This is a genomic window from Bradyrhizobium sp. 17 (assembly GCF_023073515.1).
Classification (GTDB): Bacteria; Pseudomonadota; Alphaproteobacteria; order Rhizobiales; family Xanthobacteraceae; genus Bradyrhizobium; species Bradyrhizobium canariense_D.
The window spans coordinates 74,985-101,619 of record NZ_JADPJQ010000130.1; the positions used below are offsets into that span (position 1 = coordinate 74,985).

Annotated in this window: 25 protein-coding genes; 20 read left to right on the forward strand and 5 right to left on the reverse strand. The window is 64.3% G+C overall.

The window, feature by feature from the left end; all coding sequences use genetic code 11:
* Window positions 1–91 precede the first annotated feature (91 nt).
* The gene (locus IVB13_RS36465) at window positions 92–355 is read left to right on the forward strand and encodes a hypothetical protein (protein WP_085352740.1); all 264 of its coding nucleotides are present in this window, start codon (window positions 92–94) and stop codon (window positions 353–355) included.
* Window positions 356–362: 7 nt separating this feature from the next.
* On the opposite strand, the gene IVB13_RS36470 is transcribed toward IVB13_RS36465, so the two are convergent.
* Window positions 363–1,259: an alpha/beta fold hydrolase gene (locus IVB13_RS36470; protein ID WP_247492419.1), complete on the reverse strand. Its 897-nt coding sequence runs from the start codon at window positions 1,257–1,259 to the stop codon at window positions 363–365.
* Window positions 1,260–1,438: 179 nt separating this feature from the next.
* Here IVB13_RS36470 and IVB13_RS36475 point away from each other — a divergent pair, with 179 nt between their 5' ends.
* The 4 genes from IVB13_RS36475 (at window position 1,439) to IVB13_RS36490 (ending at window position 5,754) form a co-directional block, all read left to right on the forward strand.
* The gene (locus tag IVB13_RS36475; protein WP_085395858.1) at window positions 1,439–2,827 is read left to right on the forward strand and encodes a 3-deoxy-7-phosphoheptulonate synthase class II; all 1,389 of its coding nucleotides are present in this window, start codon (window positions 1,439–1,441) and stop codon (window positions 2,825–2,827) included.
* A 4-nt stretch (window positions 2,828–2,831) separates the two neighbouring features.
* Window positions 2,832–3,185 (forward strand): diacylglycerol kinase, encoded by a 354-nt coding sequence (locus IVB13_RS36480; protein WP_018459355.1) that lies wholly within the window; start codon window positions 2,832–2,834, stop codon window positions 3,183–3,185.
* Window positions 3,186–3,276: 91 nt separating this feature from the next.
* Complete coding sequence (locus tag IVB13_RS36485; protein WP_247406553.1) at window positions 3,277–5,034, forward strand: NAD+ synthase; 1,758 nt, start codon at window positions 3,277–3,279, stop codon at window positions 5,032–5,034.
* A 147-nt stretch (window positions 5,035–5,181) separates the two neighbouring features.
* The gene (locus IVB13_RS36490) at window positions 5,182–5,754 is read left to right on the forward strand and encodes a putative immunity protein (RefSeq protein ID WP_204510900.1); all 573 of its coding nucleotides are present in this window, start codon (window positions 5,182–5,184) and stop codon (window positions 5,752–5,754) included.
* A 95-nt stretch (window positions 5,755–5,849) separates the two neighbouring features.
* Here the strand turns inward: IVB13_RS36490 and IVB13_RS36495 are convergent, their stop codons facing one another.
* Entirely contained in the window at window positions 5,850–7,037 is a 1,188-nt protein-coding gene (locus tag IVB13_RS36495; protein WP_247406550.1) for a DUF2865 domain-containing protein, read from the reverse strand.
* A 131-nt stretch (window positions 7,038–7,168) separates the two neighbouring features.
* On the reverse strand, window positions 7,169–7,474 hold the full coding sequence (locus tag IVB13_RS36500) for a hypothetical protein (RefSeq protein WP_026233782.1): 306 nt from the start codon (window positions 7,472–7,474) through the stop codon (window positions 7,169–7,171).
* A 291-nt stretch (window positions 7,475–7,765) separates the two neighbouring features.
* Between IVB13_RS36500 and cysS the strand changes: the two genes are divergently transcribed.
* The 4 genes from cysS to IVB13_RS36520 all read left to right on the forward strand — a co-directional run bounded on the left by cysS (window position 7,766) and on the right by IVB13_RS36520 (window position 11,795).
* The gene (gene cysS / locus IVB13_RS36505; RefSeq protein ID WP_018459351.1) at window positions 7,766–9,148 is read left to right on the forward strand and encodes a cysteine--tRNA ligase; all 1,383 of its coding nucleotides are present in this window, start codon (window positions 7,766–7,768) and stop codon (window positions 9,146–9,148) included.
* A 115-nt stretch (window positions 9,149–9,263) separates the two neighbouring features.
* Window positions 9,264–9,773, forward strand: coding sequence for a GNAT family N-acetyltransferase (locus IVB13_RS36510; protein ID WP_247492421.1), 510 nt, complete (start codon window positions 9,264–9,266; stop codon window positions 9,771–9,773).
* On the forward strand, window positions 9,770–11,368 hold the full coding sequence (gene cimA / locus IVB13_RS36515; protein WP_085395863.1) for a citramalate synthase: 1,599 nt from the start codon (window positions 9,770–9,772) through the stop codon (window positions 11,366–11,368). Before IVB13_RS36510 ends, cimA begins: the two co-directional genes overlap by 4 nt.
* A gap of 49 nt (window positions 11,369–11,417) precedes the next feature.
* Window positions 11,418–11,795, forward strand: coding sequence for a VOC family protein (locus IVB13_RS36520; protein WP_018459348.1), 378 nt, complete (start codon window positions 11,418–11,420; stop codon window positions 11,793–11,795).
* Here IVB13_RS36520 and IVB13_RS36525 read toward each other — a convergent pair.
* Window positions 11,792–12,397 (reverse strand): TIGR00730 family Rossman fold protein, encoded by a 606-nt coding sequence (locus IVB13_RS36525; protein WP_018459347.1) that lies wholly within the window; start codon window positions 12,395–12,397, stop codon window positions 11,792–11,794. The genes IVB13_RS36520 and IVB13_RS36525 overlap by 4 nt on opposite strands.
* Before the next feature lie 202 nt (window positions 12,398–12,599).
* On the opposite strand from IVB13_RS36525, the gene IVB13_RS36530 reads away from it, so the two are divergent.
* The 4 genes from IVB13_RS36530 (at window position 12,600) to IVB13_RS36545 (ending at window position 17,178) form a co-directional block, all read left to right on the forward strand.
* Window positions 12,600–14,555, forward strand: a complete 1,956-nt coding sequence (locus IVB13_RS36530; RefSeq protein WP_018459346.1) for an ABC transporter ATP-binding protein/permease — start codon at window positions 12,600–12,602, stop codon at window positions 14,553–14,555.
* 77 nt (window positions 14,556–14,632) lie between these two features.
* Window positions 14,633–15,337 (forward strand): phosphatidylserine decarboxylase, encoded by a 705-nt coding sequence (locus IVB13_RS36535; RefSeq protein WP_256374445.1) that lies wholly within the window; start codon window positions 14,633–14,635, stop codon window positions 15,335–15,337.
* An 87-nt stretch (window positions 15,338–15,424) separates the two neighbouring features.
* Window positions 15,425–16,306 (forward strand): phosphatidylcholine/phosphatidylserine synthase, encoded by an 882-nt coding sequence (locus IVB13_RS36540; RefSeq protein ID WP_018459344.1) that lies wholly within the window; start codon window positions 15,425–15,427, stop codon window positions 16,304–16,306.
* A gap of 152 nt (window positions 16,307–16,458) precedes the next feature.
* The gene (locus IVB13_RS36545; protein WP_018459343.1) at window positions 16,459–17,178 is read left to right on the forward strand and encodes an RraA family protein; all 720 of its coding nucleotides are present in this window, start codon (window positions 16,459–16,461) and stop codon (window positions 17,176–17,178) included.
* A gap of 18 nt (window positions 17,179–17,196) precedes the next feature.
* Here IVB13_RS36545 and IVB13_RS36550 read toward each other — a convergent pair whose 3' ends face one another.
* Window positions 17,197–17,490 carry a hypothetical protein gene (locus tag IVB13_RS36550; RefSeq protein ID WP_085353034.1) on the reverse strand — a complete coding sequence of 98 codons (294 nt, stop codon included), beginning with the start codon at window positions 17,488–17,490 and terminating at the stop codon, window positions 17,197–17,199.
* 327 nt (window positions 17,491–17,817) lie between these two features.
* On the opposite strand from IVB13_RS36550, the gene IVB13_RS36555 reads away from it, so the two are divergent.
* The 7 genes from IVB13_RS36555 to IVB13_RS36585 all read left to right on the forward strand — a co-directional run bounded on the left by IVB13_RS36555 (window position 17,818) and on the right by IVB13_RS36585 (window position 26,625).
* Complete coding sequence (locus IVB13_RS36555) at window positions 17,818–18,591, forward strand: MotA/TolQ/ExbB proton channel family protein (protein ID WP_247492423.1); 774 nt, start codon at window positions 17,818–17,820, stop codon at window positions 18,589–18,591.
* A 23-nt stretch (window positions 18,592–18,614) separates the two neighbouring features.
* Entirely contained in the window at window positions 18,615–19,445 is an 831-nt protein-coding gene (locus tag IVB13_RS36560; protein WP_007592497.1) for a flagellar motor protein MotB, read from the forward strand.
* A gap of 272 nt (window positions 19,446–19,717) precedes the next feature.
* Window positions 19,718–21,616, forward strand: a complete 1,899-nt coding sequence (locus tag IVB13_RS36565) for a potassium transporter Kup (RefSeq protein ID WP_085385797.1) — start codon at window positions 19,718–19,720, stop codon at window positions 21,614–21,616.
* A 153-nt stretch (window positions 21,617–21,769) separates the two neighbouring features.
* Window positions 21,770–23,698 (forward strand): potassium transporter Kup, encoded by a 1,929-nt coding sequence (locus tag IVB13_RS36570; protein ID WP_085352750.1) that lies wholly within the window; start codon window positions 21,770–21,772, stop codon window positions 23,696–23,698.
* A 302-nt stretch (window positions 23,699–24,000) separates the two neighbouring features.
* The gene (locus IVB13_RS36575) at window positions 24,001–24,327 is read left to right on the forward strand and encodes a rhodanese-like domain-containing protein (protein ID WP_063996571.1); all 327 of its coding nucleotides are present in this window, start codon (window positions 24,001–24,003) and stop codon (window positions 24,325–24,327) included.
* 8 nt (window positions 24,328–24,335) lie between these two features.
* The gene (locus IVB13_RS36580) at window positions 24,336–25,514 is read left to right on the forward strand and encodes an aminotransferase (protein ID WP_247492425.1); all 1,179 of its coding nucleotides are present in this window, start codon (window positions 24,336–24,338) and stop codon (window positions 25,512–25,514) included.
* A 4-nt stretch (window positions 25,515–25,518) separates the two neighbouring features.
* Window positions 25,519–26,625, forward strand: a complete 1,107-nt coding sequence (locus tag IVB13_RS36585) for a polyamine ABC transporter substrate-binding protein (protein ID WP_247391227.1) — start codon at window positions 25,519–25,521, stop codon at window positions 26,623–26,625.
* Window positions 26,626–26,635 lie beyond the last annotated feature (10 nt).

Consider the following 26,635-nt stretch of genomic DNA (forward strand, 5'->3'; position numbering starts at 1 on the left):
GCGGCAAACCGTGCGGACAAGAACCGCGCGGCCTTAAACCCCGGCTTTGGAACCGGCGTGCATCCTGCCTGCAAAAGGGTGGGGCATCAGCATGTCAGTTCTCAGGGAGGTCGTCGTCGCAATCGCGGGAGTCTACGCACTTCTGTTTGCGTGCGACGCAATGTTCGGGATCGGCGAGGCGCGCTTCGACGACGTTTATTACAGCGCCAGCTTCTATGCGCCGCGGCCGAAGGAGTTTCGTTTCGCCGGCGATACGCCGCCGGCGGTCCGCGTCAGCGAGGCGTTTGCGCAATTCGCGCCGGGCGAAGCCAAGCCGAACAAGCGCTACTCGTCGCTGACCACGATCCTCCGGTAAGCACTGTCTATTCTCCCTGGATCCATTCCGCGACGCCACGCCACAATGTGTCGCGATGTTCGGGGTGGAAGAAGCCGAAATGGCCAATCGCCTTGGCGCCGACGTCGGACGGCTTCACGTTGATTACCTCCGGCTTGATTGCGGTGAATCCGCTCGCAAGCAGCTCGACCGCGGGCCGCGTCGCCCAGGGATCGTCGGAGAAGCAGAGTGTGCGCAACTCGCCCTTGAACCTGGCGAAATTCTCCAGCGCCGGCAGCTTTGAATCGAAGAGATAACGGGGGCTCGAGACCCACTCGGCCCATTGCAGGAAGACGCCCTTGGGCAGATCCTCGCCGATGCCGGCCCAGCCCGGCGCGTAACCGAGCGCGTGGACGAGCGGCACGCCGACAAAATTCATGAAGGCGAAGACGCGGTATTTTTCCGGCGACGTCATCAGCCGCCAGGTCGCCGCCTGCGAGGCCACGAACGCGGCGCGCGAGATGTCCGCGTTGTTCGCGATCAGCCCGAGCGCCTGGCCGCCAAAGGAGTGCCCGACATAGGCCAAGGGCAGAGTGTGGTAGCGCTCGCGCATCCAGTGCACTGCGGCGGTGACATCGAGCGCGGCCCAGTCCGACATCGAGGCCTTGAAGCCGACCAGCGATTTCGGTTGGTTGTAGCCAACCATCGCCGGCAGCCGGGAGTCGCCGATGCCCCGATAGTCGTAGGTCAGGACTGCGCAGCCGCGATGGGCGAGATAGGAGGCAAAGCCGCGATAGATTTTTCGCGGGACGGCAGTCGCCGAATTGACCAACACGGCATGACGTTTGGTGCCGCGGGGCAGGAATAGCGTGCCAGCCAGCGCATACCCGTCGGTCGCCGGGAAGCTGATCTCGTCGATGAAAACGTCGTCCAGTGCCGCGTCCATGGACCGAAGGTATCTGCCAGTTTCCAAGCCGTTTCCCAGCAAATGCGAATTTGGCTTTCCCCGCAAGGCTTTGCAGTGCCAGACGGATTTCAACTGGCGGCCGGTGGCCAGCCTGTGTATAAGGCGACCCTCGCAACCCACAGATCAGGTTGTGCTTTTTGCTTCACGGAGAGATTGCGATGTCCGAGCGGTGGACGCCCGAGTCCTGGCGCAGCAAGCCGGTGCTACAGGTGCCCGATTATCCCGACGCCAAGGCCCTGGCCGACGTCGAGGCGCAGCTTGCGACCTTTCCCCCGCTGGTGTTCGCGGGCGAGGCGCGCAATCTGAAGAAGGCGCTGGCGCGGGTCGCGGCCGGAGAGGCCTTCCTGCTGCAGGGCGGCGACTGCGCCGAGAGCTTTGCCGAGCACGGCGCCAACAACATCCGCGACTTCTTTCGCGTGCTGCTCCAGATGGCGGTGGTACTGACCTATGCCGGCGCCGTCCCGGTGGTGAAGGTCGGGCGCGTCGCCGGCCAGTTCGCAAAGCCGCGCTCCTCGCCGATGGAGAAGATCGACGGGGTCGAGCTGCCGAGCTATCGCGGCGACATCGTCAACGACATCGCCTTCACCAAGCAAGCGCGCGTCCCTGATCCGCAGCGCCAGCTGATGGCCTATCGCCAGTCGGCCGCGACGCTGAACCTGCTGCGTGCGTTCGCGACCGGCGGTTACGCCAATCTCGGCAGCGTGCATCAGTGGATGCTCGGCTTCCTCAAGGACAGTCCGCAGTCCCGTCGCTACAAGGAATTGGCCGACCGCATCTCCGATGCGCTCAACTTCATGCGCGCCTGCGGCCTCGATCTCGAGGCCCATCCCGAGCTGCGCGCCACTGATTTCTACACCAGCCACGAGGCCCTGCTGCTCGGCTACGAGCAGGCCATGACCCGGGTCGATTCCACCACCGGCGACTGGTACGCGACCTCGGGCCACATGATCTGGATCGGCGACCGCACCCGCCAGCTCGACCACGGCCATATCGAATATTTCCGCGGCATCAAGAATCCGATCGGGCTCAAATGCGGCCCGTCGCTCAAGCCCGACGAACTGCTGAAGCTGATCGACGTGCTCAATCCCGACAACGAACCGGGCCGGCTGACGCTGATCGGCCGCTTCGGTTCCGACAAGATCGGCGAGCATCTGCCGAACATGATCCGCGCCGTAAAGCGCGAGGGCAAAGTGGTGGTCTGGTCGTGCGATCCCATGCACGGCAACACCATCACCTCGACGTCGGGTTACAAGACGCGCCCCTTCGACCGCATCCTGTCCGAGGTGAAGTCGTTCTTCGCGATCCACGCCGCGGAAGGCACCCATGCCGGCGGCGTGCATCTGGAGATGACCGGCCAGGACGTCACCGAGTGCCTCGGCGGCGCCCGCGCGATCACTGACGAGGATCTCAACGACCGCTATCACACGGTCTGTGATCCCCGGCTCAATGCCGAGCAATCCATCGATATGGCTTTCCTGGTCGCAGAACTGCTCAAGCAGGAACGCGCCGGCAAGGTCAGGCCGATGCCGGTCGCAGCGGGGCTCTGAGACCTTGCTGCGAATCTGGAAGGCCACGATCAATTCCCGTAACGGTCTGGCCTTTGCGTTCCGCTCGGAGCAGGCCGTCCGCGAGGAAATCGTTGCGCTCCTCTTGTCGCTGCCGCTCGCGTGGTTCGTCGGCGCGACCGCGATGCGGGCGGTCGAGCTGATCTGCGCGGTCGCGTTCGTGCTGGTGGTCGAGCTGCTCAATACGGCGATCGAGAAGCTTGCCGACCGGCTGACCATGGATCACGACAAGCAGATCGGACGGGTCAAGGACATGGGCTCGGCCGCGGTCGGTGTCGCGCTGCTGATGGCCGGCGCGTTCTGGATCATCGCCATCATCGAGCGATTGGGATTTCTTTAAAGCGCGTATCGCGCTTTAAACTGTTTTTTCAGCATGCTCTTTTCGGAAAACCGCTTCACTCTTTTCCGGATCATGCTCTGATCGGAGCGCCATGACCGAACGTCTCAACGCATTCGCGGTCACGCTCGCCCAGCTCAATCCGACCATGGGCGACATCGAGGGCAATGCCGCGAAAGCGCGCGCGGCGCGCGTGCAGGCAGCCGCCGACGGTGCCGATCTCGTGCTGTTTCCGGAATTGTTCATCGCCGGCTACCCGCCGGAAGATCTCGTGCAGAAGCCTTCCTTTCAGGCGGCCTGCCGCGCTTCGATCGAAGCGCTGGCGCGCGAGACCGCCGATGGCGGGCCGGCCATGCTGGTCGGCACGCCCTGGGTCGAGGAGGGCAGGCTCTACAATGCCTGCGCGCTGCTCGATGGCGGCCGTATCGCTGGCCTGCGCTTCAAATGCAATCTGCCGAACTACGGCGTGTTCGACGAGAAGCGGCTGTTTTCGCGCGGCCCTGCCGCGGGCCCCGTCACAGTGCGCGGCGTGCGCATCGGTGTGCCGATCTGCGAGGACATCTGGCTGGAGGAGTCCGAGGACTACGAGAACGTGGTCGAGACGCTGGCCGAGACCGGCGCCGAGATCATCCTTGTGCCGAACGGATCTCCTTACGCCCGCAACAAGGCTGACGTGCGTTTGTCGGTCGCGGTCGCGCGCGTCACCGAGAGCGGTCTGCCGCTGGTCTATCTCAACCAGGTTTGCGGCCAGGACGAGCTGGTGTTCGACGGTGCTTCCTTCGCGCTCAACGGCGACCTTTCGCTCGCAGCGCAATTGCCGGCGTTCGCGGAGAGCATCACCACACTGCACTTCACGAGAAGCGGCGACGATTGGCGCTGCACCGGTCCGATCGCCGCGCAGCCCGAGGGCGACCACGCCGACTACGCGGCCTGCGTGCTGGGTCTGCGCGACTACGTCGCCAAGAATGGCTTTCCTGGTGTGCTGCTCGGCATTTCCGGCGGCATCGACTCCGCGCTGTGCGCGGCGATCGCGGTCGATGCACTCGGTTCCGATCAGGTGCACGGCGTGATGCTGCCTTATCGCTACACCGCGGCAAGCTCGATTGCGGACGCCGGCGAGCTCGCCGGCCATCTCGGCATCCGCTACGAGGTGCTGCCGATCGCGGAGGCGGTGAACGGGTTCGAGACCATCCTGTCCGGCGTCTTCAAGAATCTGCCGCCCGATGTCACCGAGGAGAATCTCCAGGCCCGCACCCGCGGCACGCTGCTGATGGCGATCTCGAACAAGACCGGCCTGATGGTGGTGACCACAGGCAACAAGTCGGAGATGTCGGTCGGCTACGCCACGCTCTATGGCGACATGAACGGCGGCTTCAATCCGATCAAGGACATCTACAAGACACAGGTGTTTCGGCTGGCAAGCTTGCGTAATTCGTGGAAGCCCGAGGGGGCGCTGGGGCCGGCCGGTGAGGTGATCCCGCCCGACATCATCACGCGTCCGCCGACCGCGGAGCTGCGCGAGAACCAGACCGACCAGGATTCGTTGCCGGCTTACGACGCGCTTGATGCCATCTTGGAGCGTCTCATCGAGCGCGAAGAGCCGCTCGATATAATCATCGCCGCGGGCTTTGACCGCGAGACGGTCACCCGCATCGACCATCTCCTCAACGTCGCCGAATACAAGCGCCGCCAGGCCGCCCCCGGCGTCAAGGTCACAGCCAGGAATTTCGGCCGCGACCGCCGCTATCCCATCACCAACCGCTTTCGCGACAAAGGCGAGCAGCTCGCCGCTCCGGATGAGACGCTGGTCTCGCGTGGGAGCAAAGCCTCGATCGACGCGTTTGAGGGGTAGGGGGTGCCAGTTCGGGTAGCTTGGAGATTGCATTCCGCTGTCGTCATCCAATGAGGTGATCCATATCTTCTGGCATCCTGCTTGGGCGATCGAATTCGACCATAGAGCATTCATAGGTGTGCTCCGGAGCTGGTGGTGGGCGAAAGCATGGCAGACGAAATCTCCCTTGACATGGATGATCTCCGAGAGGTTGCAGCCTATGCGGCGGCAAACGCCGCGGACGTGCTGGAAATATTCGAGCGGGCGCATCCAGTGGATTTCCGGCCGCGTGACGCAGTCGAAGCAGCGCGGACCTTCGCGAAGGGAGGCAAGCGGGTAAAGACCCTGCGCGATGCAGCCTGGGCAGCGCTGAAGGCAGCAAACGAATCCAAAGGTGCGGCAGCCAGCCAAGCCGCACGCGCGGCGATGAGTGCCTCATCCGCGGCGTATCTTCATCCCCTGGCTCGATCGACCCAGGTCAGGCACATTCTTGGCGCGGCGGCCCACGCCGCACGGGCCCTCGAACTCGAAACGGCTGCGAATCCCGGTGTCGGTGTAGACTATATTGAGCACGCCGCCCGGCGCGCGACGCCTAGATTTGTTCGTGTCTTGGGGCGCTACCCGACAGCGCCGCTTGGCGGCGGCCGGGTCGGGGAACTCTTGCGCGCAATTGATTGGATGATTCGCGAGGCAAACGGTCTCGCCACCCATTTCGCTGTTATCAGCCGCGAAAGCAGATGATCCAGTACGCTGCGCCGGTCGTCGTGAAAACCAGCTGATGCCAGCGTACAGGATGGCCCCCGCTTTCGCGGGGGCATGACAGCGGAGGACGTGACCTACTTCTGCTGCTGCGGCAAGAAGCTTGGTCCGACCGAACGGATCGGCTTGTTCTCGGACGAGGTCGTAGCGGTGCCGGTATCGGCAGGCGGAGTCGCGACAGGTGCAGCCGCCGTGGTCGGCGTCGCACCCTTCTTGCCATTGGCGGCAGGCGTGCCCTTGTTGAGCTGCCGCTGCTGCATTTTCTTGGCGCTCTCCTCGGTGACGATGATGTCACCTTGCTGTTCGGCCGACGCCTTGTCGTCGGCCGATTTGAGCGCGTCCGCCCAGGTCTGGCCCGCGGCCTTGCAGGAGCAGGACGGGTTGAACTCGCTGCGGAATTTGAACGCGGTCGGCAGCGCCGTGTAGGGCTGGCCGCTGGTGGAGACCGCGGAGTTCATGTCTTCACCGGGATTGCGATGGGTGTAGAGCACGGCCTCGGCGGCCGGGCACAGCGCCTTGCAGGTCTTCTCGTCGTCGGGGAAGCGCGCCGGCACGGTCGCAAACGAGACCGGGAAGTAGGCGCCGTCGCAGGTGCGCACGCACACAGTGCGATAGGTGCCTGATTGCGGGCCGAGATCGGACGGCGGCACGCCTTGCGGATTATTGGGGTTGTTGCCGCCGAACAGATTGCTCAGGAAATTGCCGCCGCCTTGCGACTGCGCCGCATTGGCATATTGCGGGCCGCAATTGTTCTGCGCCAGCGCTGCCAGCACCGAGCGGCGCTGGTTGTCACGCTCGGGGCTGAAGCCGCCGGGGCCGCCGCCGCGCAGGCGTTCGAGATTGCCGGTGATCTGGTCCAGATTGGCGCGCATCTGCTGGATCTGGGTGTTGACCGGACCGCATTGCGCCGACTGGCCGCTGAACAGCGAGAAGAAGCCGGAGGAATCGCAACCCATGCGCTTGGCCTGCATGGTGACACGATCGAGCTCGGCCTGCTGCTTGGTCTGAGATTCCTGATAGCGGCGGATCTGGTCTTCGCGCGCGGGATCACCGCCGCCGCCACGATCGAGACCGGCGAGCTGACCTTCCAGGCGCGCGCACATCGGGTTGGGTCCGAGCCCGTTCTGGCCGGGCTGAGGCGGCGGTCCCGGCGAGCCGGCCTGTGCGAACGCGTTATTGGCGAGCGCAACCGTGCTGAAGAGCACGGCACAGGCAAGGATCGAGCGAGCACGGGAGAGAGACAAAAATTCAGGCATATCCGCCATTCTAGCGAGGTCACGGCCACGCGTGATGTAGGGAGGCCGGAGCGCGCCCTCCCATAGCCGCTTCCTGCGGCATCGTCACGTCGTTTCAGAGGCCAGCGATTGGGCCTAAGGTACGCCAGTTCCGAGCGAATTCAGCGCTGGCAGGTGATTGCGACATATTCGTCGCAATGGCCATGGGAGCAGTTTGCGCCGGATTTGGGGACAGAGCCGGTAATTTCGTCGGGATCGACCCGGCGATAGGCCGAAGCCTGGGCAAAATCGCGTGACTGGCAGTAGGTGCGGGCGACCTGCGCGCCGCATTTGTCGCTCTTGGCCAGGCACTGATCGACGCCGTAGCCGTCCGCCTGGTTTGGGATGATGAAGACGCGGGTCTCCGCGAGAGCGCTGGACGCCGCAAGGATGGAGGCGCAGGACATGAGCGCGAGCAATGATCGCATGAAAACACCGGGGCAAAAAATGTGAACTGCCAGTTCCAGAATGGGCTCAAATGGTTAAGGAGATGAACCATCTGCGCGCGGCGGCTGCGCATTGCGGAGATAAGACGGCGTTTTCGCGGCTCTCTTGACGCGGGGCCGCCTCATAGCCCATATGTTCCGTCATGAACGGTCTCCTCGTCATTTGCGCCATTTGCCGCGAGATTACGAGCTAGCGATTCGCTGGCTGGAGCCGTCTTTTCTCAAAACCATTGAGAGCACTGGACGCCCGGCCAACAGCCGACGGGTATCCTTATGGAATTGCGCCTTTACGATACGCTGAGCCGGGAAAAGCGCACCTTCGTGCCGCTCGATGCCAAGAACGTCCGCATGTATGTCTGCGGACCGACGGTCTATGACTTCGCCCATATCGGCAATGCCCGGCCGGTGATCGTGTTCGACGTGCTGTTTCGGCTGCTGCGCCATCTCTACGGTGAGGCGCACGTCAAATATGTCCGCAACATCACCGACGTGGACGACAAGATCAACGACCGCGCCGCGCGGGATTTCCCCGGCCTGCCGCTGAACGAGGCGATCCGGAAAGTCACCGAGCAAACCGGCAAACAGTTTCACGCTGACGTCGACGCGCTCGGCGCGCTGCGGCCGAGCGTCGAGCCGCGCGCCACCGAGCATATCGGCGAGATGCGCGAGATCATCGAACGGCTGGTTGCCGGCGGCTTTGCCTATGTTGCCGAGGATCACGTGCTGTTCTCGCCGCAGGCGATGAACGCGGCCGATGCCGGGCTGCCGCGCTATGGCGCGCTGTCCAATCGTTCGCTGGACGAGATGGTTGCCGGCGCCCGCGTCGATGTCGCGCCCTACAAGAAAGGCAACACCGACTTCGTGCTGTGGAAGCCGTCCAAGCCCGGCGAGCCGTCATGGCCGTCACCCGCCGGCGTCGCCGCGCAGGGGCGCCCGGGCTGGCATGTCGAGTGCTCGGCCATGGCCTGGAAGCATCTCGGCGAGCACTTCGACATCCATGGCGGCGGCATCGATCTCGTGTTTCCGCATCACGAGAACGAGGTCGCGCAGACCTGCTGCGCCTTCCACCGGGAGCGCATGGCGAACTACTGGATGCATAACGGCTTCCTGCAGGTCGAAAGCGAGAAGATGTCGAAGAGCCTCGGCAACTTCGTCACTATTCACGAACTGCTCGCGGACTGGCCGGGCGAAGTGCTGCGCCTGAATATGCTCAAGACGCATTACCGCTCGCCGATCGACTGGACGATGAAGTCGCTGGAGGAGAGCGCCAGGACGCTCGACGATTGGTATCGGGTTGCGGCTGACGTCGCATCCGGCAAGCCCGCCCCCTCAGTGGTCGAGCCGCTGCTCGACGACCTCAACACGCCGCTGGCGATCGCGGCGCTGCATGGGCTGCGCGGCAGCGATGTTGGTGCCCTCGCGGGTTCGTTGCGTCTGCTCGGCTTTCTCTCCGAGAGTGCCGCGCAGTGGGAAGGACGCAAGCAGCAGGCGAGCGGCGTCGATGCCAAGGAAGTCGAGCGCCTGATCTCGGAGCGGACGGCGGCGCGTGCGCGCAAGGACTTTGCGGAGTCCGATCGTATCCGCGATCTGCTTGCCGCGATGGGCGTTGCGATCAAGGATTCCAAGGAAGGCACGACGTGGGAGGTCGCACGATGAAGCGACCCGATACGCCTTTTCCGCGGCACTGGTTCTATTACATCGCGCTGAAAATCCTGCTGCTCGGCGCTGCCGTGGCGCTGGCGCTGAAACTCTATGGGATGTGGTGAAGACGATGGCACAAGCACTCCCAAAGCCTGGCTTGCGGCCCTTCCTGCCGGAGGACGTGCCGGTTCTCGCCGCGATCTTCACCGCCAGCATCGAAGAGCTGACCGGCGAGGACTATAGCGAGGCCCAACAACAGGCCTGGATGGCGTCGGCGGAAGACGAAGAGTTCGGCAAGGGGCTCGCCTCCGACCTGACGCTGATCGCAACGCTGGAGGGGTCACCGGTGGGTTTTGCCTCACTGCAGGGCAAGGATCATATCCGCATGCTCTATGTGCATCCGGTCGTGGCCGGGCAGGGCCTCGCGACCATGCTCGTCGATGCGCTGGAAAAGCTTGCGGGCGGCCGCGGCGCCGACAAGCTGACGGTCGATGCCAGCGACAACGCGCAGGGCTTTTTCGCCAAGCGCGGCTATGTCGCCATGCAGCGCAACAGCATCACTGTCAACGACGAATGGCTGGCCAACACCACCATGCAGAAGACGCTCGGCAGTGGACCCGCGTCGGGAGCGCTGCAATGAGCAAGGAGCGCCTCTATCTGTTCGACACCACGCTGCGCGACGGCGCGCAGACCAACGGCGTCGATTTCACGCTGACCGACAAGCAAATCATCGCCCAGATGCTCGATGAACTCGGCATCGACTATGTCGAGGGCGGCTATCCCGGCGCCAATCCGACCGACACCGAGTTCTTCGGCACCAAGCCGAAGTTTTCGCATGCGCGCTTCACCGCCTTCGGCATGACGCGACGAGCGGGGCGCTCGGTTTCCAACGATCCCGGTGTGGCCGGGCTGCTGGAGGCCAAGGCCGACGTGATCTGCTTCGTGGCGAAGTCGTCGGCCTATCAGGTGCGCGTTGCCCTGGAGACGACGAAGGAGGAGAACCTCGCCTCGATCCGCGACAGCGTCGCAGCGGCGAAGGCTGCCGGCCGCGAGGTGATGCTCGACTGCGAACACTTCTTCGACGGTTACAAGGAGGATTCCGGTTTCGCGCTCGCCTGCGCGAAAGCTGCTTATGAAGCCGGCGCGCGCTGGGTGGTGCTGTGCGACACCAACGGCGGCACCATGCCCAACGAGGTCGAAGCGATCGTCGCCGAGGTGGCGAAGCACATCCCCGGCGATCATCTCGGCATTCACGCCCATAACGACACCGAGCAGGCGGTGGCGAATTCGCTCGCCGCGGTGCGCGCCGGCGCGCGGCAGATCCAGGGCACGCTGAACGGCCTCGGCGAGCGCTGCGGCAACGCCAATCTCTGCTCGCTGATTCCGACCTTGAAGCTGAAGGCCGAGTTTGCCGACGCCTTCGAGATCGGCGTCACGGCGGAGAAGCTCGCGACCCTGGTCAAGGTGTCGCGCACGCTCGACGACATGCTCAACCGCGTTCCGAACCGGCATGCGGCCTATGTCGGCGAGAGCGCGTTCGTCACCAAGACCGGCATCCATGCCTCTGCCGTGCTGAAGGATCCGCAGACCTACGAGCATGTGTTGCCGGAGCTGGTCGGCAATCACCGCAAGGTGCTGGTGTCCGATCAGGCCGGCCGCTCCAATGTCATCGCCGAGCTCGACCGCGCCGGCATCGCCTACGAGAAGAGCGATCCGAAACTGTCGCGGCTGGTCGAGGAGTTGAAGGAGCGCGAGGCGCAAGGCTACGCCTATGAATCTGCCAACGCCTCGTTCGAGCTGCTGGCGCGGCGCACGCTCGGCAAGGTGCCGCACTATTTCGAGGTCGAGCAGTTCGACGTCAATGTCGAGCAGCGTTACAATTCGCATGGCGAACGCGTCACCGTGGCGCTGGCGGTGGTCAAGGTCGACGTCGCCGGCGAGCATCTGATCTCGGCGGCCGAAGGCAACGGTCCCGTCAACGCGCTCGACGTCGCGCTGCGCAAGGATCTCGGCAAGTACCAGAAATATATCGAAGGCCTGACGCTGATCGACTATCGCGTGCGTATCCTCAACGGCGGCACCGGCGCGGTCACGCGCGTCCTGATCGAGAGCGAGGACGAGAACGGCGACAGCTGGACCACGGTCGGGGTGTCCCCCAACATCATCGACGCCTCGTTCCAGGCGCTGATGGATTCGGTGATCTACAAGCTGGTGAAGTCGGGCGCGCCGGCGTAGGGCGGCGGTGCCACAAACGGGATGACGAGCAGGAGAGGGGGCGCGACCCATGATCGATCACATCTCTGTCGGCGTCAGCGATCTCCAACGCTCGGCGACATTTTACGAGGCAACACTCGCCGCGCTCGGTCTCGCTCGCCTCGTCACGCGGCCGCGGACGATCGGCTTCGGCAAGGCCTATCCCGAATTCTGGATCAATCTGCGCGAGGGCATGCCGCACGTGCCGCCGGAGAGCGGCGTCCATATCTGCCTGCGGGCAAAGACGACCGTCGAGGTCGATGCATTTCACGCCGCAGCGCTGTCGGCCGGCGGCGCATCCGACGGCGCGCCGGGTATCCGCCCGCACGATCGCGTGCGTTATTACGCAGCCTTCGTTGTCGACCCCGATGGTAACCGGATCGAGGCGGTGACGTTTCCTGCGGACTAGAGCTTGCGCGCCATTTCCGGTGCGAGCTGCTTTTCCGCATCTTCGATCTGCGCTGCAGCCGATTTCAGCTTCGGCAAAATCTCTTCGATCCGATCGGCCTTGAGGATGTCGACCGAAAGGCCGGCGCGGATGAACTCGGTCTGGCGCATGTGCGACAGCAGCGAGAACAGCGGCTCCCAGAAATTATCGATGTTGGCCAGCAGCACCGGCTTGGCGTGACGTCCGAGCTGCTTCCAGGTCAATTGCTCGACCAACTCCTCCAGCGTGCCGACGCCGCCCGGCAGCGCCACGAAGGCGTCGGAGCGTTCGAACATCAGTCGCTTGCGCTCGTGCATGTCGGGGGTGACGATCATCTCCTGCACGCGCGTCAGCGCGTTTTCCCGCATCCGCAGGAAATCGGGGATGATGCCGGTGACAGTGCCGCCGTGATCGAGGACGGAGGTCGCCACCGAGCCCATCAGGCCGAGCGAGCCGCCGCCATAGACGAGGCGGATGTTGTTCTCGGCGAGCGCCTTGCCGAACGCCTTGGCGCCTTCGGTGAAACGGGGATTGGTTCCTGGGCCGGAGCCGCAATAGACACAGACGGTTTTGATCGTGCTCATTGGTGCCATGATGCATTGCAGCGAAGAGGCGTCAAGCCCAATCGGTGATTCGGGGCTTCCGGAAATCTACCGGTAAACCACGACGAACAATCCAAGATTCGCCATCTGGCGGGGTGCATGGGCATCGGTAAGGCTCTATATGACAAACGAAAATCCTTAATGGCAACGCAGCCCGCATTCGACGGGCTTTTCAGGCTTCTTGATGGACCAAGCTCAATCGCCCGCCGGCGCCAACGTTCCTGATCCCGCCGGGGGGCCGCTGGAGCGGGCCACGCTGATGGGCACGCTGGCGCATCTGTGGCCCTATATCTGGCCGGGCGACCGTTTCGACCTGAAGATGCGCGTGGTCTGGTCGATGGTGCTGCTGCTCGCCGCCAAGCTGATCACGCTGACGGTTCCTTTCAGCTTCAAATGGGCGACCGACGCGCTGACCGGCGCCAACAGTGCGCCAGTTCAGGCCGACAATTGGCACCTCTGGGTGATCGCCTCGCCGCTGCTGCTGACCGCCAGCTACGGCGTGATGCGCATCGTGATGGCGGTGCTGACGCAATGGCGCGACGGCATTTTCGCGCGCGTTGCCATGCACGCGGTGCGCAAGCTCGCCACCATCACTTTCATCCACATGCACGAGTTGTCACTGCGCTTCCACCTGGAGCGCAAGACCGGCGGCCTGACGCGCGTGCTCGAGCGCGGCCGCGAGGGCATCGAGGTCATCGTGCGCATGGTGATCCTGCAGCTGATCCCGACCATCGTCGAGGTCTCGCTGCTGATGGCCGTGCTGCTGTGGCAGTTCGATTGGCGCTACGTGCTTGCGACCCTCGTCACTGTCGCGGTCTACATGTACTACACCTACATCGCGACCGAGTGGCGGATCGGCATCCGCCGCAAGATGAACGATGCCGACACCGAGGCGAACACCAAGGCGATCGACTCGCTGCTCAACTACGAGACCGTCAAATATTTCAGCGCCGAGGCCCGTGAGTCACAGCGCTACGACCGGTCGGTCGCGCGTTACGAGGAGTCGAGCGTCCAGGCCTATACTTCGCTGGCCGTGCTCAACACCGGGCAGGCCGTGATCTTCACGCTGGGGCTGACCGCGACCATGCTGATGTGCGCGATCGGCGTGCGCAACGGCACCAACACGGTCGGCGATTTCGTGCTGGTCAACGCGATGATGATCCAGCTCTACCAGCCCTTGAACTTCATGGGCATGGTCTATCGCGAGATCAAGCAGGCGATCATCGACATCGAGAAGATGTTCAACGTGCTGGGGCGCGAGGCTGAGATCAAGGATGCGCCGGGCGCGAAGCCACTGGTGGTCTCCGCGGGCAATGTGCGTTTCGAGGATGTGCGCTTTGCCTATGAGCCGTCCCGTCCGATCCTCAAGGGCATCAGCTTCGAGGTGCCGGCCGGCAAGACGGTCGCGATCGTCGGCCCGTCAGGTGCGGGCAAGTCGACCATCTCGCGGCTTCTGTTTCGCCTCTACGACATCTCGGGCGGCAAGATCCTGATCGACGGCCAGGACATTCGCGAAGTCACGCAGGCGAGCTTGCGCGCGTCCATCGGCATGGTGCCGCAGGACACCGTGCTGTTCAACGACACCATCCGCTACAACATCCGCTACGGGCGTTGGGACGCCAGCGATGCCGAGGTCGAGCAGGCAGCGCAGCTGGCGCAGATCGATCATTTCATCCGCATGGCGCCGAAAGGCTACGAGACCCAGGTCGGCGAGCGCGGCCTGAAACTGTCCGGCGGCGAAAAACAACGGGTTGCGATCGCGCGCACCGTGTTGAAGGCGCCGCCGATCCTGGTGCTGGACGAGGCGACCTCCGCGCTTGACACCCACACTGAGCACGAAATCCAGGGTGCGCTCGAGCGCGTGGCGAAGAACCGCACTTCGCTGGTGATCGCCCATCGGCTCTCGACCATCGTCGGCGCCGACGAGATCATCGTGCTGGACCAGGGCCGCATCGCCGAGCGCGGCACCCACGCGAAACTGCTTGGGGAGGGGGGACTTTACGCCAGCATGTGGAACAGGCAGCGCGAGGCCGAGGCGGCGCGCGAGAAACTGGCGAGGATGGCCGATTCCGGCGAGGCGCCCAACCGGGAGCCACCGCCGGTCGCCGATGTCCTGACGGCGCCTGCGGCGGCGGAGTGACCTTGTCTCCGGTCCCAACTCTGGCCTAAACAACACCACCGCGCGGGACGACCTGCGCCATCAACCCCGAGCGGCAGATAGCGATGTCCATTCTCGATTCGATCCAGCGTCAGATCCCGCCGATCCACAAGGAGGGATATCCCTTCATCGGCGGCTTTGCGCTGGCAAGCCTCCTCCTGTTCTGGCTGTGGTCGCCGTTGGGGTGGATCGGCACCATCCTGACCGTATGGTGCGCGCTGTTCTTCCGCGACCCCGTGCGCGTGACCCCCGTGCGCGAGGGGCTCGTGGTGTCGCCCGCCGACGGCCGCGTCTCGATGATCACTATGGCGCTGCCGCCGGCCGAGCTCGGCCTCGGCGATCGGCCGCTGCCGCGCGTCTCGGTGTTCATGAGTGTGTTCAACTGCCATGTGAACCGCAGCCCGATCGCGGGCCGGGTGGACCGTATCGCCTACCGGCCCGGCCTGTTCATCAATGCCGAGCTGGACAAGGCGAGCGAGGACAATGAGCGCAACTCGCTGGTGATCACGACGCCGACGGCGCGGATCGGCGTGATCCAGATCGCGGGTCTGGTCGCCAAGCGCATCGTCTGCTTCGTCAAAGAGGGGCAGGCAATCGGCGCCGGTGAGCGCTTCGGTCTGATCCGATTCGGCTCGCGGCTCGACGTCTATCTGCCGCTGGGCACGAAGGCGCTGGTCTCGGAAGGCCAGACCGCGATTGCCGGCGAGACGATTCTGGCGGATCTTGCCGGAGACGACCCGAGCCGCGCCTACCGTGCCAATTAACCAATAAGTCGGTCCTGAGGGGCCTCCCGCCGCAATGGCGGAGGGGAACGCGGCTTGCTATATCTCGCCCCAAGGTGAGGACGAGCCATGACGCCTTATGACTTCAAAGATCCTGATGTGCGCCGCCGGCGGTTCCGCCCGATCCCGGTGCGCATGCTGGTGCCCAACGTCATCACGCTGCTGGCGATCTGCGCCGGCCTGACCTCGATCCGGCTCTCGATCGAGGGGCGGATGTCGCTCGCGGTCTACGCCATCGTGTTCGCGGCGGCACTCGACGGCATCGACGGCCGCATCGCGCGCATGATCAAGGGGCAGTCCAAGTTCGGCGCCGAGCTCGACAGCCTCGCCGACTTCGTCAATTTCGGCGTGGCGCCCGGCCTGATGCTGTATTTCTGGCAGCTGCACGAGCTCGGCAATGCCGGCTGGATCGCCGCCATGGTGTTTGCGATCTCCGGTGGCCTCCGCCTGGCGCGCTTTAATGCCACCATGGACGATCCCAACAAGCCGGCCTTTGCCGCCAACTTCTTCACCGGCGTGCCGGCGCCGGCCGGCGCGATCACGGTGCTGCTGCCGATCTATGTCGCGTTCCTCGATCTCGGCCGGCTGCCTGCGGCGGTGACGGCTGCGTATACGCTGCTGATCGCCTTCCTGATGGTGTCGCGCCTGCCGGTGTTCTCCGGCAAGACCAAGCGCATGCGCGTGCCGCCCGAGCTGGTGCTGCCGGCGTTCGTCGCGGTGGTCGTGTTCATCGCGATCCTGATCGCCTATCCCTGGCACGTGCTGTCCATCGGAACGGTGCTGTATCTGCTCGCTTTGCCGCTCGGCTACAAATCCTATCGCGACCAGGCGCGCGCGATGGAAGCCACCGCGCCGGCTGGAGGCGAGGTCTCCTCGCCGCCTTCGGCGCCGACGCTGGCAAACCTGTCGGAGCCGCCGCGCGAAGACGACCGGCCCGACCGGCTGCACTGAACGGCAAGCGCCAAGCAGCCAAGGCACTGAACAGCAAGACTTGGATATCTGCCATGAGGCGCCCTGAGTTGGGTTGAGGCCCGATCTCGGCTATATCGCCCGGTGCAGGCGGCACCGCACCAACAGCGGCCGCCAATCTGGGAGAGAACGCTGTGACGAATACTGCGACCGGGCCGCTGCCCGCTTCCGTCCTCGAAGCGCTGGGCCGCTATGACACGCCGACGATCTGCAATGCCATGGAGATCGTGGCGCCCGAGCGCCGGCTGATCGGCTACACCACCAAACCACTGGTCTGCCCATTTCCCGATCTGCCCCCGATCGTCGGCTATGCCCGCACGGTCGCGATCCGCTCGGTGCTGAAAAATTCACTACCGCCGGAAGAGCAGTCCAAGCGCCGCATCGCATATTACGAATATGTCGGTACCGGCCACGGTCCGCGCATCTCGGTGATCCAGGACATCGACGGTCCCGACGTCGGCTACGGTGCGTTTTGGGGCGAGGTGCAGAGCAACGTGCACAAGGCGCTCGGCTGCCTCGGCGTCATCACCGACGGTTCGATCCGCGACATTCCGCAATGGGCGCCGGGCTTCCAGGCGCTGGCCGGCTCGATCGGCCCGTCGCATGCGTGGGTGCATGCCGAGAGCTTTGGCGGCGAAGTGCGCGTCGCCGGCATGACCGTGAAGTCGGACGATCTGATCCATGCCGACCAGCACGGCGCTGTCGTAATTCCGCACGATATTGCCGCAAAGCTGCCCGAGGCCGCCGAACTCTGTGGCCGCCGCGAGACGCCGATCCTCGAGATCGCCCGCAGCCCCGACTTCTCGTTGGAGAAGTTGAAGGCTGCGCTGAAGCGCTCGGCGGAGATTCACTAACGGCGGGACCGCGATGATCTACGGTTGCGACGCCGCTCGCAGGCTGCCCTGTTCCGTCAGGAACAAGGCGGCCTGATCCGGCTCGCCGAGCACCGCGGCAGCGCATCCGATCAAGGTGAAGCCGCCGGCAAAATCCCACAGGGTGATATCTTCCGCATTGTCCGGCATGTGGATCAGGTGCGCTGCGATCCCGGCGAGGGCCGCCTCGGCAAAGAGCAGCACGCTGAACGCCGGCAGGACGAGCCCGGGTTCGAGCATGTGGAGCGCCAGCACTGCGGGAAGCGCGGTGAGAAGACTGAACAGCGTCACCATTGCGATGCCTTCCGCCATGAGGTGCCGGCCGGGTCCAGAATACCAATTGATCGGTCGCCCCCGATGTGGCGCAGGGCCGCAGCCGAAGGGATCGCGTGCACGGGTGACGGGTGCGCGCGACACCGTATGGTTAGCAAAATGTTGAGATCCGTGTCGGCAGTCGGCAAAAGCCGGCGCCTTTCAGCGCGCTGCGGCCGCCAGGCGCGCCGGCTCAACTTAACCTTTACGCGTCTTTAATCGCGGCTCACTAGGGTTTCCGATGCGGTTCGGGGTTGGGCCGCGCCATCGGCCAGGACGGCCGTTGTTGCGTTCGCGTTGGAGTCTCCCATGGATATCATGACGAGCATCGGGCTCGTGGCGGGCATTGTCGTCATCGCGACGATGATGCTGCTGGGCGGCGATCTCCACATGTTCGTTTCCGAGCATGCGATGATCATCATCTTCGGCGGCTCGACGGCCGCGACCATGATCCGCTTTCCGCTCTCGACGCTGATCCACGGCCTACCGCTCGGCGCCAAGTTTGCCTTCACTATGAGCCGTCTGTCGGCGCACGATCTGGTCGACGAACTCGCCCGCATCGCCGAGATCGCCCGCAAGCAAGGGCCCGTGGGTTTGGAAAAGGTCGAGACCGACGAGCCGTTCCTCGCCAAGGGCGTCCGCTACGTCGCCGACGGCTACGACCTGGACTTCATTCGCGACAATCTCGAGCGCGACCGCGATAATTTTTTGATGCATCTGGATGAAGGCAGCAAGATCTACCGCGCCATCGGCGACTGCGCCCCGGCCTTCGGCATGGTCGGCACGCTGATCGGCATGGTGCAGATGTTCGCCAACATGACCGACCCGTCAAAGCTCGGCCCGTTCATGGCGACCGCGCTGCTCGCGACTCTCTACGGCGCGCTGGTCGCCAACCTGTTTTGTACCCCGATCGCCGACAAGCTGCATGGAAAGCTCCTGGACGAAGAGACCAACCGCACGCTGATCATCGACGGCATCCTGATGATCCGCGACTCCAAGAGCCCCACGCTGGTCCGCGAAATGCTGCTGGCCTATCTGCCCGAGAAGCACCGCCACGCTGAAGGCGAGCCGGTGCCGGCCTGAGGCCGCGCGCCGGGATTTGAGATATGGCCAAGAAGAAGCGCGGCGATTCACACGGAGGCGGTCACGGCTGGTTCGTGACCTTCGCCGATCTGATGGGCCTGATGATGAGCTTCTTCGTGATGCTCGTCGCGTTCTCGACCCAGGATGCCAACAAGCTGAAGGTCGTCGCAGGCTCCATGCGCGACGCCTTCGGTGTCCAGACCGAAGCGCGCTATTCCGGCATCGTCGAGTCCGACGGGCTGCCGACCCGCCCTCGGCTGAAGAACGTCGATCACATTCAGCCCGAGGACTCCTCCAACACGCCGACGCCGGACCAGGAGGATCGTGACCGCACGTCGGGCGCCAAGATCAAGGTCGACCGCAATTTTGCGCTGGCGGCGGCCTCGCTGCGCCAAGCGTTGCAGGACATGCCGGAATTGACCGAGATGTCGAAGCACATCATGTTCGAGGAGACCAAGCAGGGCCTCAACCTCGAGATCGTGGACCAGGACGGTCGCTCGATGTTCGCCGACGGCTCCAAAGTCCCCTATGACCGCACCCGCCGCCTGATCGAGAAGCTCGCTGTCCCGCTCAAGGCGACGCCGCTGCGCGTCTCCATCGCCGGCCACACCGCGGCTGGATTCGTGCCGACCCGCAGCGACTACGGCGCCTTCGATCTGTCGGCCGACCGCGCCAATGCCGTGCGTCAGATCCTCGAACGCGAGGGCCTGCCGGCCGCCCATGTCTTCGCCGTCGCCGGCAAGGCGGATACCCAGCCGCTGTTTCCGGACGATCCCTCGCTCGCGGCCAACCGGCGGGTGACCATCACCCTGATGCGCGAAGATCCGCCGCTGCCGCCGAATCTGAAGCCGTAGGGCGCATTCGAGCGAAGTGGACCCTGTTTCGCGCGAAGAAGCGCGACAAAACAAGGATGTAGAGCCAATTCCCCTTCAATCGGGGACTGAAAGGCTCAGGGCTCTTGTGCCACCATCTTACCTGAGGCATGTCGTCGCGTGGGCAACGACCGTTGCTGCGCCGTCACAGCATCTGGCCCGGTGCCTGCTATGGTGATGTGCCGATTGACAGGGGCACCGGAACCGTCAAAAGGCGCCGGATCAATTCTCGGGCAGAAGCGTTCCAGTTTCATATGACGGCGAGCATCACATCGACCGAAGCTCCGGACGGGCCGGTCACCTCGGGTTTCTGGGGCCTGACGCTCGGGAGCATCGGCGTCGTCTTCGGCGACATCGGCACGTCGCCGCTCTACGCATTCCACGAGGCCGTCAGGGGCGCGGCCCATGGCCAGCCGGTCTCGCGGGTCATGGTGCTCGGCGTGCTCTCGCTGATCCTTTGGGCGCTGCTGATCGTCGTCACCGCCAAATACGTGCTGCTGCTGCTGCGCGCCGACAACAACGGGGAGGGCGGCACGCTTTCCCTCATGGCGCTCGGCCAGCGCGCGCTCGGGCGGCGGAGCTGGTTCCTGATGGCGCTCGGCGTCGTCGGCGCCTCCATGTTCATCGGCGATTCCATGATCACGCCGGCGATCTCGGTGTTGTCGGCGGTCGAGGGTCTGAAGCTCGCAACGCCCGCCTTCGAGCACTATGTCGTTCCCCTGACCGTTCTCATCCTGACGCTGCTGTTCGCGGTCCAGAGCAAGGGGACGGCACTGGTCGCCTCAGCCTTCGGGCCGGTGATGGTCGTCTGGTTCACCGTTCTTGCCGTGCTGGGTGCCGTTCACATCGCCGACGATCCGTCGGTGCTGGCAGCGATCAATCCCTATTACGCCCTGCAATTCCTGCTGTCGCACGGCACGATCGGCCTGGTGACACTGGGCGCGGTGTTCCTCGCGGTGACCGGCGGCGAGGCGCTCTACGCAGACCTCGGCCATTTCGGCCGCAAGCCGATCCAGTCGGCCTGGATGTTCTTCGTGCTGCCTGCGCTCCTGATCAACTATTTCGGGCAGGGCGCACTGGTGCTGTCGGATCCCAGCGCGATCGAACACTCCTTCTATCGCATGGTGCCCGAGCATTTCGTGCTGCCGCTGGTCGGACTTGCGACCGCGGCGACCGTGATCGCGAGCCAGGCGGTAATCACGGGGGCCTATTCCCTGGTCTATCAGGCAGTGCAGCTCGGCCTCCTGCCGCGCTTCGAGGTGCGCTTCACCTCGGAAACTCATGCCGGCCAGATCTATCTGCCGCGTGTAAACCGGCTGCTGCTGATCGGTGTGATGCTGCTGGTGCTGTTGTTCCACACCCCCAGCAATCTGGCTTCGGCCTACGGTATTGCGGTCTCCACCACCATGGTTGCTGACGGCATCATGGGCTTCATCGTGATCTGGAAATTGTGGAACTGGCGCGCGGCGACGGCCGCAGCGGTGATCCTGCCCTTCGTCGTGGTCGACATCAGCTTCTTCAGCGCGAATCTTCTGAAGCTGCTCGAAGGCGCCTGGGTGCCGCTGCTGTTCGGCGTGATCATGGCCGGGACAATCTGGACCTGGCGGCGAGGGTCCGGGATCCTGATCCAGAAAACGCGCCGCATCGAGGTGCCGCTGGACGATCTGATCCGGAGCCTGGAAAAGCGGCCGCCGCACATCGTCAAGGGCACCGCGGTGTTCCTGACCAGCGATCCCTCCTTCGTGCCGACCGCGCTGCTGCACAATCTCAAGCACAACAAGGTGCTACACGAGCACAACGTGGTCCTGACCATCGAGACCGCGCATACGCCGCGGGTCGATCTGTCGGAGCGGTTCCGGATGGAGAGGATCAGCGACAAGTTCTTCAAGGTCCGCCTGCGCTTCGGCTACATGGAGCAGCCGAACGTGCCCAAGGCACTCGCGATCGCGCGCAAGCAGGGCTGGCAATTCGACATCATGTCGACCTCATTCTTCGTGTCGCGGCGCTCGCTGAAGGCGTCGGCGCAGTCCGGCATGCCGCTTTGGCAGGACCATTTGTTCATCGCGCTGAGCCGGTCCGCCAACGACGCCACCGACTATTTCCAGATTCCCACCGGACGCGTGGTTGAAGTCGGAACCCAGGTCACCATCTAAACGGCGGCCGGCCAAGCCATGCAAATGTGCATGGCCAAGGTCCAAAATCTGGCTAGGCTATGCCGGCAGCGCAGGCCTATAAGCCCCGCGCCCTTCTGCCGTTGTGCAGTGAAGCATTTTTAGAGGCCACCAGGCTCTCCACCAGGCTCTCCCATGACAAGTGATATCGCGATTCCCGCCCCGGAAACGGCGGCGGCCAATGGGCATGGCGACGCCCACACCACCGCCGGCTTCGGTGCGCTGACACTCGGCAGCATCGGCGTCGTCTACGGTGATATCGGCACCAGCCCGCTCTACGCGTTCCGCGAGGCGGTGATGGCGGCTTCTGGCGCGGAGGGGGTGCCGACGCCGGCGGCCGTGCTCGGCGTGCTGTCCCTGATCCTGTGGGCGCTCATCGTCGTGGTGACGCTCAAATATGTCGTGATCCTGCTCCGTGCCGACAACAACGGCGAGGGCGGCACGTTGGCGCTGATGGCGCTGGCCCAGCGCGCAGTCGGCACCCGCGGAACAACCATCGTCCTGCTCGGCATCATTTCCGGAGCCCTGTTCTACGGCGACGCCGTGATCACGCCGGCGCTCTCGGTGCTGTCGGCGCTCGAAGGCATGAAGGACGTCACCCTGCACTTCGAGCCCTACATCGTGCCGCTGACCGTGATCATCCTGGTCGGTCTGTTTGCCGTGCAGTCCCGTGGCACCGCTCGCGTCGCCGCCTTCTTCGGCCCGATCATGTGCGTCTGGTTCGCGGTGATCGCGATCGCGGCGATCCACCCGATCATCCAGCAACCGCAGGTGCTGTTCGCGCTGAACCCGCTCTACGCCGTGTCCTTCATGATCCACCACGGCATCATCGGCTTCGTGACGCTCGGCGCGGTGTTCCTGGCGGTCACCGGTGCCGAGGCGCTCTATGCCGACCTCGGCCATTTCGGCAAGCGGCCGATCCAGACTGCCTGGCTGTTCATCGTGGTGCCGTCGCTGGCATTGAACTATCTGGGGCAGGGCGCCCTCGTGCTCGGCGACCCCGGCGCGATCGTGAGCCCGTTCTTCCAGCTCTTTCCGCAAGGTTTTTTCCGCGGCTGCATGGTGGTGCTGGCGACCGCCGCAACCGTTATCGCGAGCCAGGCGGTCATCACCGGTGCCTATTCGCTGACGCGTCAGGCGATCCAGCTCGGTCTGTTGCCGCGGTTTGAAATTCGCCATACGTCCGAAGCCCATTCCGGCCAGATCTTCATCCCGCGCATCAACCAGCTCCTGCTCGTCGCAGTGGTCCTGCTGGTGCTCTTATTCCGCTCCTCCAGCGCGCTGGCCTCGGCCTACGGCATCTCCGTCACCGGGACCATGGTGGTTACGGCGATGATGGGCTTCGTGGTGATCTGGAAGGTATGGCGGTGGTCGCCGTTCACGGCTGCCGCCCTGATCGCGCCGTTCTTGTTTCTCGACCTCACCTTCCTGGCCGCCAATCTGCTGAAGGTGTTCGAGGGCGGCTGGGTGCCGCTGGCGCTCGGCGCGCTCATGATCATCCTGATGTACACGTGGCGGCGCGGCAGCCGGCTGCTGTTCGAGAAGTCGCGCAAGCTCGAATTCCCGCTCGCCGACCTGGTGGCCATGCTGGAGAAGCGGCCGCCGCAGCGCGTGCCCGGCACCGCGGTGTTCCTGACCAGCGATCCCCTCAGCGCGCCGACCGCGCTGATGCATAGTCTGAAGCACTACAAGGTGCTGCACGAGAAGAACGTCATTCTCACCATCGAGACCGCGCAGACCCCGCGCATCGATCCGGCCGAGCGGGTGAAGCTGGAACAGATCTCGCCGACCTTCTCCAAGGTCACGCTGAAGTTCGGCTTCATGGAATCGCCCAACGTGCCGAAGGCGCTGGCGATCGCCCGCAAGCTCGGCTGGCAGTTCGACATCATGTCGACCTCGTTCTTCCTGTCGCGGAGGGCGCTCAAGCCGGCCGCCCATTCCGGCATGCCGCGCTGGCAGGACCGGCTGTTCATCTCGCTCAGCCGTTCCGCCAACGACGCCACCGATTATTTCCAGATCCCCTCCGGCCGCGTCGTCGAGGTCGGCACCCAGGTGACGATCTAGCTCCGCAGCTGTCATCGCCCGGCTGGACCGGGCGATCCAGTACCCAGAAACAGTGCGTGGATACGGGCAGGCCGCGGCGTACCGGATTCCCCGCTTTCGCGGGGAATGACACTGAGCTAGCGGTGAGGTGTGAAGCAGGAGCTTCAGGCATCGTGAAGGTCGCGCTTCAAGTCGCTGCGATTTAGCTTTAACTTGCGCAAGGCAGCTCAAGCCTTTGTAGCGCTTGATTTTCGCGGGCCGAGAGGCGAGGTTGCCGGCCGCCGGGATCGCCCCGGCAGCGGCCCGCGACGTTGGAGGATGATGTGGCAAATCAAGTACAGGATCTGACCCCGGACGAGGTCTCCAAGGGTGTTGCGGAAGGGCGCTATCTCCTCGTCGACGTGCGCGAGCCGAACGAGGTCGAGGCCGAGGCTTATCCCTACGGCGTGGTCGTGCCGCTCTCGACCTTCGATCCCAAAGCGATCCCCGATCCGGAGGGTAAGGAGGTCGTGTTCGCCTGCCGCTCGGGCAAGCGTTCGGTGACGGCCTCACTGGCGGCGCAGGCCGCGGGCCTGCCTTACGACAAACATCTGGCCGGCGGCATGCTGGGCTGGAAGGCGGCGGGTCTTCCCAGCAAGGTCGGCGGCTGACCCCGCCGATGTCAAAGAGCTCGTCCCTCAACAAGGTCTTCGCAGACCTTCCTGTCACCATCTTCGAGGCGATGTCGCAGGCCGCGCGCGACAATGCCGCCATCAATCTTGGGCAGGGCTTTCCCGACGATCCCGGGCCCGAGGACATCCGCCGCGCCGCGGCCGAGGCCTCGCTGAACGGCTACAACCAGTACCCGTCGATGATGGGCCTGCCGGAACTCCGTCAGGCGATCGCGACCCATTACGGCCACTGGCACGGCCTCGAGCTCGATCCGATGAGCGAGGTGATGGTGACCTCCGGCGGCACCGAGGCCCTGACCTCGGCCATCCTCGCCGTGGTCCAGCCCGGTGACGAGGTGGTGTGCTTCCAGCCGGTGTACGATTCCTATCTGCCGATTATCCGCCAGGCCGGCGGCATTCCGCGCCTGGTCCGGCTCGAGCCGCCGCATTGGCGGCTGAATGAGGACATGCTGAAAAGTGTCTTCAATTCAAAGACCAAGGCGGTGCTTTTCAACAACCCCCTGAATCCGTCCGCGGTGGTGTTTCCGCGGGAGGACCTCGAGCTGCTGGCGCGCTACTGCCAGGAGTTCGACGTCATCGCGATCTGCGACGAGGTCTGGGAGCACGTCACTTTCGACGAGCACAAGCACATCCCGCTGATCACCATCCCCGGCATGCGCGAGCGCACCATCAAGGTCGGCTCGGCCGGCAAGATCTTCTCGTTGACAGGCTGGAAGATCGGCTTCGTGTGCGCCGCGCCGCCGTTGCTGCGCGTTGCCGCCAAGGTGCACCAGTTCCTGACCTTCACCACCGCGCCGAACCTCCAGGCCGCCGTCGCCTACGGCCTCGGCAAGCCCGACGAGTATTTCCTGTCGATGCGCAAGGACCTGACGCGGAGCAGGGACCGCCTCGCCAAGGGCCTGGAGAGCCTCGGCTTCCCCGTGCTGAAGTCGCAGGGCACCTACTTCCTCACCGTCGACCTGTCCCCGCTCGGGCTGAACGAGAGCGACACCGAGTTCTGCTGGCGGATCGTGAAGGACTACAAGGTCGCGGCTATCCCGGTCTCGGCCTTCTACGAGCAGGACCCTGTGACCTCGGTGGTGCGCTTCTGCTTTGCCAAGAAGGACGAGACGCTCGACACCGCACTGGAGCGACTGTCGGACGCGGTGCGCGGGCGCAAGAGGTAGGGAGATGACCAACGTCAGCCGCTGTGGTTTTGGCCTTGCGATCGCCGCCGCGCTGACGTTGCTCTCCGCTCCTGCCGGGGCCGAGGAGCGGGTCGTCAACTTCTACAATTGGTCGAACTACGTGGCGCCCGACGTTCTCGAGGCCTTCACCAGGGAGACCGGCATCAAGGTGGTCTACGACACGTTTGACGCCAACGAGACGCTGGAGACGCGCCTGATGGCCGGCAAATCCGGCTATGACGTCGTGGTGCCCACCGCCTATTTCCTCCAGCGCCAGATCAAGGCCAACATCTTCCAGAAGCTCGACAAGTCGAAGCTGCCGAACCTGGCCAATGACTGGCCGGTGGTGACCGAACGTCTCGCGATCTACGACCCCGGCAACGTCTACGCCGTCAATTACATGTGGGGCACGACCGGCATCGGCTACAACGTCGCCAAGTTGAAGCAGATTCTCGGAGCGGATGCCAAGATTGACAGCTGGGACATCGTGTTCAAGCCGGAGAACCTCGCGAAATTCAAAGACTGCGGCGTCCACATGCTGGATTCCGCCGACGACATCTTTCCGGCGGCGTTGAACTATCTCGGGCTTGATCCGAACTCGACCAAGCAGGCCGACCTCGAAAAGGCCGCCGATGTCGTCACCAAGGTGCGGCCCTCCGTGCGCAAGTTTCATTCGTCCGAATATCTGAGCGCGCTCGCCACCGGCGAGATCTGCTTCGTGGTCGGCTGGTCCGGCGACATCATGCAGGCCCGCGCCCGCGCTGCCGAAGCCAAAAGCGGCATCGAGATCGGCTACGCCATCCCGAAGGAGGGCGCGCAGATGTTCTTCGATAATCTCGCGATCCCCGCGGATGCCAGGAACGTCAGCGAAGCCTACGAGCTGATCAACTATCTCTACCGTCCGGACGTGGCCGCCAGGAATACGGACTTCCTGTCCTACGCCAATGGCAACCTCGCCAGCCAGAAACTGGTCGATCCGAAAATCTTGAGCGACAAGAACATCTATCCGGACGAGGCGACGCTCGCAAAGCTGTTCGTCATCACGGCGCGTGAGCCCGCGACCCAGCGGGTCATCAATAGGCTTTGGACCAGGGTGAAGACGGGGCGGTAAGCACTACTGT